Source organism: Candidimonas humi (genome assembly GCF_019166065.1).
Classification (GTDB): domain Bacteria; phylum Pseudomonadota; class Gammaproteobacteria; order Burkholderiales; family Burkholderiaceae_B; genus Candidimonas; species Candidimonas humi.
Genome location: NZ_JAHTBN010000005.1, coordinates 178,006 through 190,210 on the forward strand (window position 1 = coordinate 178,006; position 12,205 = coordinate 190,210).

Annotated in this window: 12 protein-coding genes; 5 read left to right on the forward strand and 7 right to left on the reverse strand. The window is 65.8% G+C overall.

The features are described from left to right. Window positions 1-138 precede the first annotated feature (138 nt). The 4 genes from KVP10_RS13630 to KVP10_RS13645 form a co-directional block, all read right to left on the reverse strand. Window positions 139-1,581, reverse strand: coding sequence for a TolC family protein (locus KVP10_RS13630; protein ID WP_217965147.1), 1,443 nt, complete (start codon window positions 1,579-1,581; stop codon window positions 139-141). Next, window positions 1,578-3,734, reverse strand: coding sequence for a peptidase domain-containing ABC transporter (locus KVP10_RS13635; protein WP_376810915.1), 2,157 nt, complete (start codon window positions 3,732-3,734; stop codon window positions 1,578-1,580). Before KVP10_RS13635 ends, KVP10_RS13630 begins: the two co-directional genes overlap by 4 nt. 2 nt (window positions 3,735-3,736) lie before the next feature. After that, window positions 3,737-4,987, reverse strand: coding sequence for an HlyD family secretion protein (locus KVP10_RS13640; protein WP_217965148.1), 1,251 nt, complete (start codon window positions 4,985-4,987; stop codon window positions 3,737-3,739). A gap of 171 nt (window positions 4,988-5,158) precedes the next feature. After that, window positions 5,159-5,320, reverse strand: a complete 162-nt coding sequence (locus tag KVP10_RS13645) for a hypothetical protein (RefSeq protein ID WP_217965149.1) — start codon at window positions 5,318-5,320, stop codon at window positions 5,159-5,161. A 362-nt stretch (window positions 5,321-5,682) separates the two neighbouring features. On the opposite strand from KVP10_RS13645, the gene KVP10_RS13650 reads away from it, so the two are divergent. The 4 genes from KVP10_RS13650 (at window position 5,683) to KVP10_RS13665 (ending at window position 8,788) form a co-directional block, all read left to right on the forward strand. Beyond that, on the forward strand, window positions 5,683-6,423 hold the full coding sequence (locus tag KVP10_RS13650) for a FadR/GntR family transcriptional regulator (protein ID WP_217965150.1): 741 nt from the start codon (window positions 5,683-5,685) through the stop codon (window positions 6,421-6,423). A gap of 32 nt (window positions 6,424-6,455) precedes the next feature. Next, window positions 6,456-7,862 (forward strand): FAD-binding oxidoreductase, encoded by a 1,407-nt coding sequence (locus KVP10_RS13655; protein ID WP_217965151.1) that lies wholly within the window; start codon window positions 6,456-6,458, stop codon window positions 7,860-7,862. A gap of 99 nt (window positions 7,863-7,961) precedes the next feature. Beyond that, window positions 7,962-8,564 carry a TMEM175 family protein gene (locus KVP10_RS13660; RefSeq protein ID WP_217965152.1) on the forward strand — a complete coding sequence of 201 codons (603 nt, stop codon included), beginning with the start codon at window positions 7,962-7,964 and terminating at the stop codon, window positions 8,562-8,564. A gap of 14 nt (window positions 8,565-8,578) precedes the next feature. After that, the gene (locus tag KVP10_RS13665) at window positions 8,579-8,788 is read left to right on the forward strand and encodes a putative signal transducing protein (protein ID WP_217965153.1); all 210 of its coding nucleotides are present in this window, start codon (window positions 8,579-8,581) and stop codon (window positions 8,786-8,788) included. A 61-nt stretch (window positions 8,789-8,849) separates the two neighbouring features. Here KVP10_RS13665 and KVP10_RS13670 read toward each other — a convergent pair whose 3' ends face one another. Next, a complete protein-coding gene (locus KVP10_RS13670; RefSeq protein WP_217965154.1) occupies window positions 8,850-9,308 on the reverse strand; it encodes an Lrp/AsnC family transcriptional regulator in 459 nt (152 codons plus the stop codon). Window positions 9,309-9,476: 168 nt separating this feature from the next. Here KVP10_RS13670 and KVP10_RS13675 point away from each other — a divergent pair, with 168 nt between their 5' ends. Beyond that, the gene (locus KVP10_RS13675; protein ID WP_217965155.1) at window positions 9,477-9,710 is read left to right on the forward strand and encodes a DUF6356 family protein; all 234 of its coding nucleotides are present in this window, start codon (window positions 9,477-9,479) and stop codon (window positions 9,708-9,710) included. 142 nt (window positions 9,711-9,852) lie between these two features. Here the strand turns inward: KVP10_RS13675 and KVP10_RS13680 are convergent, their stop codons facing one another. Next, window positions 9,853-11,256 carry a sensor histidine kinase gene (locus KVP10_RS13680; protein WP_217965156.1) on the reverse strand — a complete coding sequence of 468 codons (1,404 nt, stop codon included), beginning with the start codon at window positions 11,254-11,256 and terminating at the stop codon, window positions 9,853-9,855. Beyond that, window positions 11,253-11,927: a response regulator transcription factor gene (locus KVP10_RS13685; protein WP_217965157.1), complete on the reverse strand. Its 675-nt coding sequence runs from the start codon at window positions 11,925-11,927 to the stop codon at window positions 11,253-11,255. The genes KVP10_RS13680 and KVP10_RS13685 overlap by 4 nt, the downstream gene beginning before the upstream one ends. Between the last annotated feature and the right edge of the window lie 278 nt (window positions 11,928-12,205).

A 12,205-nucleotide genomic window follows, 5' to 3' on the forward strand; every position in this document is an offset into this window, starting at 1 on the left:
GGACGCCGGGAACGGGGACCGAGACCAATAAGTCTCGGAAAAGAGGCCGAAAAGTAATGAGGCTGGAGAGCACCGCTGGGCGCGTGATGCAGCCAGGGCCTTGCCGCCTGAATCGTGCCGGCTGCGACCGCTATAGATTTACCGTGCGTCTTGCAGCCCGAGCCGTCCGAGGCTTGCGGCCAGTTCGAAGCGTGCGGTCTTCCAGGAGCTCAGGGCCAGGATGCGCTGCTGCTGCGCGTCGGCGAGGTCGCTTTGGGCGCGCAGCAGTTCCAGCAGGCTGCCTACGCCCGCTTTGTAGCGGCCCAGCGCGACCCGTACCGACTGCCGGGCGCTGTCCAGCAGCGACTCGGCGGTGGCGACGGCTTGCAGGCCGGAGGTGAAGGCTTCGTCGCTTTTCCAGACTTGCTGCGCTACCGATTTCCTGGCGTCGTCGAGCTCGGCCTGCTTGACCCGCACCTGGGCATCGGCTTCATAAACCTGGTGGCGGCGGCTGAAGCCGTCGAAGATGGGGATAGTGACTTGCAGCCCGATGCTGCGGTTATTGATGACCTGCCTGCTGGTCACCTCTTCGATAGGCGTGTCGCTGCGGTCCAGCGTCGCGCTCAGCGAGATTCTCGGGCGGTCCTGGCTGCGCGCCGAGTCGGCCTGGGCCTGTGCCGCCTTCAGCTGGGCCTCGGCCTCGGCGATCCTGGGGTTGCGCGCCAGCGCTTGCCGCACCAGGGTATCCACGGCGGCGCGGTAGTCGCCGCGATGCTTGCCGCGGTCCTCGGCCGCGGGCAGGCGCAGCGGCGTAGCGGGGTCCAGGCCGAGCGCCAGCGCCAGCGTGCCGATGGCGCTGCGCAACTGGCTGTCGGCCTGGATGCGCTTGAGCGTGGCCTGGGAATAGGCGGTCTGCGCCTGCAGCTTGTCGGCCAGGGTGGCTGCGCCTGCTGCGAATTTAGCCCGAGCGATGTCGAAGCTTTCGCGGGCGACGCGTTCCGTTTCGCGGGCGGCGTTGCGCAGCGTCAGATCGGTCTGTGCGTCATAGTAGGCGTGTACGGTATCCAGGAAAACAGTCTGCAAAGTGTCGTCGCGCGACGCGATCGCGGCATTCAGCAACTGGCGCGCATGCTCGAGCTGCGCCGCGCGCAGGCCGAAGTCATACAGGACCCAGTCCAGGGTCAGGCCCATCTGGGTGCTGCGCGTATCCAGCGTGGATTCCAGGCCTGGCAGGTCCGTGTAGGTCACATGCTGGTGGACACGCGCGATACTGCCGCTGGCGGTTACCGTCGGCAGATAGGCCGCGCGGCTCACGCCTACCTCGCCGCGCTGGGTTTCGATATAGGCCCAGGCCTTGCGCGTGCGCGGGTCATGGCACAGGGCGCGCTGCACTGCGTCCAGCAGGCTGAGCGGGGCTGCGCCGGGAGCGGCGAACGCGCATGTCGCGGCGCCTTGCGGGCCGTCGTTCGCCCCGCGCAGGGCGCTGGCCGCGCGAGTGTCGGGCGGCGCAGCCAGTTCGAAGGGCGTGGCCCGGGCCGGACCGCCGGCGGCCAGAGCTGTGGCCACGGCCAGGCCCAGGCCGAGCAGGGCGGCCCGGGTCATGGCGCAGCCGCCGCGGCTTCGGCTGCCGCCATTGCGGGCCGCGCGCTGTCGTGTACGACGCGTCCGCCCGCAAGCACAATGCGGCGTCCCGCGCTGGCTATGGTTTCGGGGCGATGCGCCACGATCACGCGCGTCATGCGCAGTTGCAGCACGGCAGTATTGACCTGCTGTTCGCGCTCGATGTCCAGGTGGCTGGTGGCTTCGTCCAGGAACAGCACGCGCGGCTGCTTGTACAAGGCTCGCGCCAACAGCACACGCTGCTTCTGGCCGCCGGACAGTACCGTGCCCATGTCGCCCACCAGCGTGTCGTAGCCCATGGGCATGGCGGCGATGTCGTCATGGATGGCCGCCAGCTCCGCGCAGCGGCGGATGCGTTCGTGGTCGGGCTGCACGTCGAAGCAGCAGATGTTCTCGGCCATGGAGCCCGCAAACAGGACGTCGTCCTGCAGCACGGTGCCGGCCAGCCGCCGCATCGTCCCGGCGCCCAGCTGCCGCAGCGGCTTGCCGTCCAACAGGATCTCGCCCGCCTCGGGCTGCAGCAGTCCGAGCAGCACCGCGATCAGCGTCGATTTGCCGCTGCCGGAGGGCCCGGTGATAGCCACCGATTCGCCGGGCTCGATGCGCAGGTCTATGCCGTCCAGCACATAAGGCTCCTGGTCGCCGTAGCGAAAGCGCAGGCCGCGCACTTCGATCGACGGTTGCGGCCCTATGTCGGGCTCGAACGCCGCCGGCTGTGCGTCGGGCTCGGGCGGGTGGAACACGATGTCCGCCAGGCGTTCGCCCTGCAGTTGCAGCATGCGCACGTCCACCAGTTTGTCGAGCAGGGAACCGACCCGGCTGTCGAACTGGCCCTTGTAGGCATAGAAGGCGATCAGCGCGCCCACGGTGAAAGCCCCGTCCAGCACCAGTTGCGCGCCCAGCCAGATGACCAGGATGTTCTCGATGCCGAACAGCAGCCCGTTCAAGGTCTTGTACAGCAGGGTCAGCTTTTGCGTGCTCAGGTCTGCATTGATCTGCTCGACCAGCAGCGCCAGCCATGCCGAGCGGCGTTCCTGCTGGCGCTCGAACAGTTTGATCGTCCTGACCCCGCGCAAGGTTTCCAGCAAATGCGTTTGTTGCTTGGCGGCATGCACGATGCGTTCTTCGGTCGCGCGGCGCAGCGGCGCATACCAGAGCCATCGGCTCAGCGCATACAGCGCCATGGCGCCCACGGCGATGCCGGCCAGGGCCGGGCTGTACAGGAACATCAATAGCAAGGTCACCACGGACATCACGCCGTCGAGCAGCGCTTCGACGAACGAGGTGGTGAGCGTCTGCTGGATAGTGTCTATCGAGCCGAAGCGCGACACCACATCGCCCAGGTGGCGCTTTTCGAAGTAATTGACAGGCAGCCGCAGCAGATGGGTGAAAACGTTGGCGCGCCATTGCACGTTCAGCATGGTGCCGACATACATCAGCATCCAGCCGCGCGCCGCGCTGGTGGCCTGCTGCACCAACAGCAGCAGGCCGAAGCCCAGGGCCAGCGTGGCCAGCAGGCTGCGGTCGGCCGACACCAGCACCTGGTCGATGACCCACTGCAGGAAGAAGGGATTGACGACCGTGAAGACTTCCAGCGCCAGGGCCAGCAGCAATACCTGGGCGAACGAGCGCTTCAGGCCTGTGACCGGCCCCAGCAACTGGCGCAGCCGCAGCGCCGGACGGGCGGGTTCGCGCTCGAAGCCGGTGTCCGGCCAGAGTTCCAGCGCCACGCCGGTAAACGAACGGGACAGCTCGTCCAGGGAGCATTTGCGTATGCCCGTCGCCGGATCGTGGATGACGGCGTATTGCCGATTGACCTCGCGCAACACGACGAAATGGTTGAAGTTCCAATGCAGGATGCAGGGCAGCCGCAGTTTCGACAAGTTGTCCAGGTCGAGTTTCAGCGGGCGCGCGGCGAGCTTGAGCTGTGCTGCGATGCGCAGCAGGCCGGCCAGGGTCGCGCCCTTCAGCGATACGGGAAAGCGCGTGCGCAGCGCCGCCAGGTCGACGTGCCGGCCATGAAAGCCGGCGATCATGCCCAGGCAGGCCAGCCCGCATTCGGTCGCCTCGGTCTGCAGCAGCATGGGCAGGCGGTTCCCCAGGCCCAGGGACAGTCCTTGCAGTCGTTCGAGCATGTTCAGAGTCTGCCCCACAGGCCGTACAAGGGTTCGAGCGCCCATTGATACAGGCGCCGTTTTTGCAGCATGATGTCGGCCTCCAGCGTCATGCCGGGCAGCAGCGCCAGGCGCTGTCCGCGCGCGGCGGTAGTTTGCGAGTCCAGCCCCACGCGCACCAGGTACAGCGGCTCGCCGTCGGCGTCCTTGTGCATGGCGTCGTCGCCGAACTGGCTGGCCGCCAGGCCGGCCTGTGCCACCGACAGCACCGTGCCGGGCTGCTGGCCGTAGGTCTGGTAGGGATAGGCCTGATAGCGGATGAGCACCGGTGTGCCGGGCCGTACGAAGCCGATGGCGCGGCTGGGCGCATAGAGTTCGGCGACCAGCTTGGCCCCCGTCGGCGTCAGGGTGGCCAGCGGGCGGCCGCTATCTATAGTCTGGCCGGCCTGGGCCAGGGCCGTCGTAACCGTCCCCGCCACCGGCGCGCTGACCATCAGGCGCCGCTTGGCTTCGCTTTGCGTCAGGGCCTCGGCGGCATTGCTCAGGTCGCGCTCGAGCTGCGCGGATTTATTGCGTTGCTTCAGGTCGAGCTGGGCCAGGCCGGAGCGTTGCGCGGCAAGCTGCTGGCTCAGTTCGATGCGATTGCGCCGCAGCGCCTGCAACTGATTGCCCTGGTCTATGGCGTCTTCCTGAGTGTGTTCGAGCTGTTCCTGCGACACATAGCCCTGCGCCACCAATTTGCGATAGCGCGAGACGGCGCGGCGCGCCAGCGCCAGGCGATCGCGCTGGCCGGCTATCTGGGCGTCCAAGGTCGCGATCTGTGCTTGCAGCGAAGAGATCTTTTGCTCGGCGTCGGCGTGCTCGGTCTGTTCGATCAGCCGGCTTCTGCGCTGTTCCGCCCGCAGGCTGGCCTCGCGCCGGCCGACCTCGGAGCTGATCGCCGCCTGCGTGGAGCCTAGCTGATTCTGTGTATCCGTAGATACTACGTAGAGCAGATCGCCGGCCTTCACCACTTCGCCCTTGTGCACGCGGCGCTCGACCACGATGCCGGTGTGCGGCGCATACAGCTTGATCAGGCCGCTGTCGGGAACGAGCTGGCCGCTGACTGTGACGCGCTTGGTATAGGTGCCGAACGCCAGGAACAGACATACGGCGATCGCGCACGCGGCGGCTGCGCAGGCGGCGACGCCGAAGGAAATAGGGCGCGCCAGTACGATTTCGCCCAGCCAGGGCGTCTGGCGGGCCTGCAAGGCTTCTTTACGGAATAGGGACACGCGCTCTTATGTTCTTGTTCTGTGCTTGTTCGTTTCGTGCCCGCACGCTGCTCGTGGCGGGCATCTACGGCGCAAGGCCTTCGGGCCTTTGCCGATCCGGCCCTGTGCTGACCACAGGGGCCGGATCGAAATTCGCGAGTGCGGCGCGGTCAAACGCGCCGCGGGCGAATATCAGCCAAACCTGCACTGCAGGTAGGAGCCGGGATTGGTGGTGTACAGATTGCAATAGCTGAATTCACCGTTGTAGTCCCAGGGCGCTGCCAGGCCGCCGCTGACCATGTCGATCTCGGCTGCGGTGAGTTCCTGTACGTCTTGTTGTTGTTGGTTTTCCATGGATTGGATTTTCCTTCTTGCTGGCGCTGGTGATAAAGGCCTCACCAGCTTTGGCCTCCGGCCCGCCCCCGGTGTTTGTGGCACAGGATGCGGGATCGAACCGTCAACGGCGGCCAAGCCGTTCCGATCTTCTGAATCGGAGGCAATGATACAAGTGGTAAGGACTGTTCTTTGTAAGAGTTCGCTTCATTTTTTTTCGGGATTATTTTTCGGGCCTTGAAATGCAGGCGTGTCGGCGGCACATGCCGCACCGGCATATATGCGATGCATGCATGGCCGGAACTGCACGCGGCATGCTGTCCGGCGCTTGCATCGAGGCTGCCTGAACTTATCTGATAACCTGATATGATGACGGCATGCAGATGAACCGCCGCACACTCACCAGCCGCGTTGCCGATACCCTGACCGAACGTATCCGCAAGGGCGTCTATCCGGTGGGCTCCAAGCTGCCCTCGGGGCGGCTGCTGGCCGAGGAATTCTCGGTCAGCGCCGCGGTCATCCGCGAAGCCACCGAGAGCCTGCGCGCCAAGGGCTTGATCGAAAGCCGCCAGGGCTCGGGCTGCATGGTGCGAGCCGCGGTGGTCGATGCGGGCTTTCAGCTGGCCTTGCCGCCCGACGCCGGCAAGCTCGCGCTGCGCCACATCTACGAACTGCGCTGCGAGATCGAGTCGGGCGCCGCGTGCCTGGCGGCGCAGCATGCCACGGCGGCCGAAATCGCCGCCATGCAGGGCATACTCGCTCGCCTCGAAAAATACCTGCAGGTGCCCGGCAAGGCGCTGCAATGGGACCTGGCCTTTCACAAGGCCATCGCCAAGGCCACGCACAACCCGCAATATGCGCAATTGCTGCAATACCTGAACGAGCAATGGCGCGGCAGCGTGCAGGCGGCGCGCCGCCACACGGCGGCCGTCGATCGGGGCGACACGGATGCGCGCGCGGGTGCGGCGGTGCCGGGCCGGCTGGCGCGCCAGGTACATAAAGAGCATGTCGCCGTCCTGGACGCCATCCGGCGGCGCGACCCGGCCGCGGCGCGTGCGGCCGCACGCGCGCACCTGCTCGGGGCCAGCCGGCGGCTGGGCCTCGATGCCACGGAAAACGAATGACTTTGACCTACTGATTGAACGGGAATTTTTCGATGGACACCTTTCTGCAGCAATTGCAAAGCGAGCTGGGCCAGGACGTGGTCTACGGCGCCGAGCCGGATATCGAACCGTGGCTGAGCGACTGGCGCGGCATCTACAAGGGCCGGGCGCAAGCCGTGCTGCGCCCGCGCAATACCGGACAGGTGGCACAGGCCTTGCGCCTGTGCCAGGCCCATGGCGTGCCGGTGGTGCCGCGCGGCGGCAATACCGGCCTGTGCGGCGCGGCCACGCCCGACTCCAGCCCGCGCAATGTGATCCTCAGCCTCGACCGCATGAACAGCGTCCGGTCGCTGGACACCATAGCCAATACCCTGGTGGCCGACGCCGGCTGCATATTGGGCGATCTGCGCCGCGCCGCCGCCGAGGCCGGACGCATGCTGCCGCTGAGCCTGGCCGCCGAAGATTCCTCGCAGATCGGCGGCAATCTGTCCACCAATGCGGGCGGCGTCAATGTGCTGCGCTACGGCATGGCGCGCGAACTGGTGCTGGGCATCGAGGCGGTGCTGCCCGACGGAGAGATCTTCAACGGCCTGCACACCTTGCGCAAGGACAATACCGGCTACGACCTGAAGCAGCTCTTCATCGGCGCCGAGGGCACGCTCGGCATTATCACCGGCGTGGCATTGCGCCTGCAGCCCCAGATGCGCGAACGCGCCGTGGTCCTGGCTGCGGTGCAATCGGCGCAGCAGTCCCTGGAATTCTTCCGCCTGCTGTTCGGCCTGTGCGGCCCGCGCCTGCAGGCTTTCGAGTTCTTCACCGATGCCTGCCTCGACCTGGTCCTGGCGCATTCGGAAGGGGTGCAGGTACCGTTCGGCGAGCGCCACCCGGCCTATGTGCTGGTGGAACTGGCCGACACCTCCGACGCCGAGGGCTTGCAGGCCTTGCTCGAAAAGTGCATGGAACAAGCCCTGGAGCAGGAGCTGTGCCTCGATGCCGTGGTCTCCTCGTCGCTCGCGCAACTGCAAAGCCTGTGGCGCCTGCGCGAAGATATTTCCGAAGCGCAGCGCGCCGACGGCCCGCACCTGAAGCACGATATTTCGCTGCCGATCGAGCGCATACCCGAATTCATGGACAGCGCCGCGCGCCGCCTGCAGCAGGCCGAGCCGGGCTGCAGGCCCTACATCTTCGGCCATTTCGGCGACGGCAACCTGCACTACAACCTGTCGCGCCCCGCCGGCGCGGACAAGGGCTGGGCCGCCGAGCACGAACATGCCGTGGCCGATCTGGTGTTCGACGAGGTCATGGCCTACGGGGGCAGCATCAGTGCCGAGCACGGCATAGGGCAGCTCAAGCGCCAGGCCTTCCTGCGCTGCAAAGACCCGGTGGCGCTGCGATTGATGCGCGGCATCAAGAGCTTGATCGATCCGGGCAACATCATGAATCCCGGCAAGGTGCTGTAGCGCCTGCCGCGCCGGTTTCCGCCAGGCTCCGGCCCGCTGTTGCAGGGCCCGGGGCCGCTTTCTACAATGTAGCGGTTTGCGGGACATGAGGTCGAAACTATGAACAAGAACCGCCTCGAGGCATTCAGCGACGGGGTACTGGCGATCATCCTGACCGTCATGGTGCTGGAAATGAAGGTGCCGCACGGCGAACAGTTCTCCGCGCTGCTGCCGGTGCTGCCGGTGTTTCTCAGTTATGTGCTCAGCTTTGTCTATCTGGGCATCTACTGGAACAATCACCACCACATGCTGCACCTGGCCGGCACGGTCAATGGCGGCATACTGTGGGCCAATCTGCATCTGCTGTTCTGGTTGTCGCTGCTGCCGTTTTCCACCGGCTGGATGGGCGAGAATCATTTCGCCGCCCCGGCCCTGTTCCTGTATGGCCTGAACCTGCTGTGCTGCGCCATCGCCTACTTCATCCTGCAGCAGCGCATCATCGCCGCGCAGGGGGCGGGCTCGGTGCTGGCGCACGCGATCGGGCCTGACATCAAGGGCAAGCTCTCGCCCGTGCTGTACTTGCTGGGCATAGCGACGTCTTTCGTGTCGTCGTGGCTCTCGGGCGCTTTCTATGTCATTGCCGCCTGCATGTGGCTGGTGCCCGACCGGCGCGTAGAGCGCGAGGTCATGAAGCATGCGGGGCCCGGAGGTTCCGGCGACTGATCGAGAGGTGTGGCGTGGTACCCGTCTATACCCCCAAATCCGAACCCGAGACTGCAGTGATCGTGGCTTTGATGGAAGCCTATGGCATTGCCTATTTCATGCAGGGCGGTGCCTTCGGCACCATGTATCCGGGGCCGGTTTCCAACAGCCTCAACGCCCGAACCTTGATGGTGGAAGACGATCAGGCCGAGCTCGCACGCGAGCTGATCCGGCCTTTTCTATGAGGCGCCTGGCGAGCCGCTACCCGAGCCGGCGTATCGGCTCGTGGACGTTGCTTCGGCCTTTCTAGACGAAATCCAGGGGCAGGGCAGTGGTGTTCTTGAGCTCTTCCATGGCGAAGCTGGAGCTCACGTCGGATAACTGGGTGTCCTTGATGAGGCGCTTGTAGACCTGGTCGTAGGCCTGGATGTCGGGTACGACGATGCGCAGCAAATAATCGACCTCGCCGCTCATGCGATAGAACTCGACCACTTCGGGTATGTCGCGCACCACCTCGGAGAATTTGCGCAGCCACAGCAGGTCGTGGTGGCTGGTCTTGATGGTGACGAACACGGTCATGCCCAGGTTGAGCTGCGCCGGGTCCAGCAGGGCGACGCGCTTGCGGATGACGCCGCGCTCCTCCAGGTTCTGGATGCGCTTCCAGCAGGCGGTGGTGGACAGGTGCACAGCCTCGGCCACGGCGCCGACGGACAGTGTTGCGTCATCCTGCAGAATATGCAGAATTTTTTTATCTGTTTTGTCCATTTGAATAAAAATAATTCTATATATACGGGGAATCTGGTGAAAATGCAGAAGCAATTTCCGGGAATATAAGCCTAGGATATCCACTTGTGAAGAGGTCGGCGCATAAAGCGCCGACGCCAAGTCGAAATGAATAGCCAAGATCCCAAGCCAGCATCCCCGGAGGCCCCTATGTCGAGATCCGTCGCCAGCCTGTTTACCGCGCATCCCGCCACTGTGGGCGAGACCTATCTGCAGCATCTGCATTCGGCCGCCAAGTTTTCCGCATTGATGTTTTGCGGCGCCGCGGCCTGCCTGGTGCATGCCGTGCTGCCGTTTGCGTTCGTGCGCACCGGCAGCTCCCTGATCGAGCGCCTGCACCACATGATGGTCACCGCCCGGGCGCGCCACGCCGGCGGCAAGTAGCGGACGGCCGTCCGCGGGCGCGAGGGCGTAACGACAGGCACGCCGGCATCAATCCCCGGATTGGCGTCGACAGGCTCCGGGCCCGGGCCCGTTTTGCATCGCCGCCCGCGTCTTCGGTGCGCCGGCTCCGCGCCTTGCGATCTCAGGCAACAGGTTCGTGCCCATGCGCGCCGGGCCTGAACACCACTCTGACTCTCAGCCCCTTGTGATTGCGCCCGCTGTGCAGGCTGACGCTGCCGCCGCAAGCCCGCGCCGCTTCCTGGACGATGGCGAGCCCCAGGCCTGTGCCTTCCTGGTCGGTGGCGTTGCCGCGATTGAAGCGCTCGAACACCCGGGTGCGCAGCTCGGGCGGGATGCCGGGGCCGGTGTCTTCCACTTCCAGCACGGTGATGGCTTCCGGCGTGCGCGTGACGCAGACCGTGGCGACTCCGCCGGGCGGCGTATAGCGTATGGCGTTGTCCAGCAGATTGAACAGCAGCGCCCGCAAGGCAGGGCGGTGCGCATGCAGCTGCGCCTGCTCGTGGCGCGGCCCCAGGCCCAGTTCGATGTCGCGCCCGGCGGCCAGGGGAGCCAGTTCCACCATCACCTCCTGCACCAGCGGGTCGAGTTCCACGGGCGTCGGCGGCATGGGCGAACCGCGCAAGTTCTCGGCCTGCGACAGGCTCAGCAACTGGTTGACCAGCTGCGTGATCTGCTGGCGGCTCTGGCCCAGCGCCGTCAGGATTTTCTTCAGCTCCGGCGTGTTTGCCAGGCCGGCCGCATAGTGCAGTTGCGTACTCAACAGCGCCATGGGAGTGCGCAACTGATGCGCCGCATCCTCGATGAAGCGCTTGCGCGAGTCGATCTGCCGCCGCAGGCGCGCGCCATACTGATTGATGGTGTCCACCACGGGCCGCAGTTCCAGCGGCAGGTCCTTCAGGCGTATGGGCCGCAAATCGGTCTGGTCGCGGTTCCACACCGCGCCGCGCAGCGCGGCCAGCGGCTTGAGCTCATGGCGCAGCCCCAGCAGCATCAGCACCAGCACCAGCACCAGCATGCCCGTTTCGCGCAGGGCATTGGGCCACCACAGCGCATGGGTCTCGGCGGCGAGCTGGTCCTGAGTCTGGGCCACGGTAATGACCACCCGGGTGGATTTGCCGGTATCGAAGAAGTCGCGCGCCATGCTGTAGGCGCGCAGCTCGCGGCCCTGGTAATGCAGGTCCCGGTAGGCCTCCATATGCCCGCGGGCGGGCGTGAAATCGATGCGCAGGTCGGGCCAGCCTGCCAGCAACTGGCCGTCGGCCGTCGACACCGAGAAGAACACCTGGTCGTGATGCGAGGAGGCGAAGACCTCCAGTGCCACCGGCGGCACCGGCGCGGCCAGCATATGGCGCCCGGTCCACTGGACCTGGCCAGCGATGATTTGCGCCGAGGTCCACAAGCGGTGGTCTTGCCGGGCCTGCGCGTCGTGCAGGCTGTCGAGATAGGCGAACCAGATGCTCAGCGACAGCGCCACCGCCAGCGGCAGCAGCACCCACAGGGCCAGGCGCACGCGCAGGCTGTTCATGACGCCTGGCGCGGGGTCAGCAGGTAGCCCAGGCCGCGCAGCGTGACGATGGCGGCCTGGGACGCCTCCAGCTTGCGGCGCAGGCGGTGCACATAGATTTCCAGCGCGTCCTCGCTGGCCTCGCCTCCGAGGCCGAACACACTCTGCATCAGGCTCGCCTTGCTCATGGTGCGGCCCTGGTTCAACAGCAGCGCTTCCAGCAGGCTGTGTTCGCGCAAGGGCAGCGCCAGCGGCTGGCCGGCCAACTGGAACTGGCGCGTGTTGGTGTCGTAGCTCAGGTCGGCGCAGCTCAGCGTGGGCGTGGCGCTGCCGCCGCGGCGGCGGATCAGCGCCTTGATGCGCGCCACCAGTTCGCGCACCTCGAAGGGCTTGACCATATAGTCGTCGGCCCCGGTTTCCAGGCATTCCACTTTCATGTCCAGCGAGTCGCTGGCGGTCAGCACCATCACCGGGGTCTGGTCCTGCTGGCGCCGCAGGCGCCGCAGCACGCTCTGGCCGCTGGCATTGGGCAGCTTGAGGTCCAGCAGCATCGCGTCGTAATGCCCGCCGCTCAGCAGCGCATTGGCCATTTCCGCGTCGTGCACGCAATCCACGTGGAAGGCTTCTTCCTGGAGGACGGCGGACAGCCACATGGACAGTTCCTGATTGTCTTCGACGAGCAGCAGTCTCATGGATGCGAAAGCGAGGAATATCGGGGCGGCGCCTGGAAAACGCCGGGAATCCGGCGCCGGAGCAGGCGCGACTACAGGGGTCCAGTATTCGTGCCCGGGCTGACTATAACCTTAAAAACAGGCCCGGATGGCGGGGTGGACAGGCGGATTTCGGGCCCGGCAGGGGTTATCACCTATGTTTTGGGGGCGGCGGCGAAAGCTCGATGAAAGTCCCGCTGTCTAGCATGGAGTCCGTGGCATGGGCGTGGCGTCGCCGCCTCGTGCCTAGCCGGAAAACT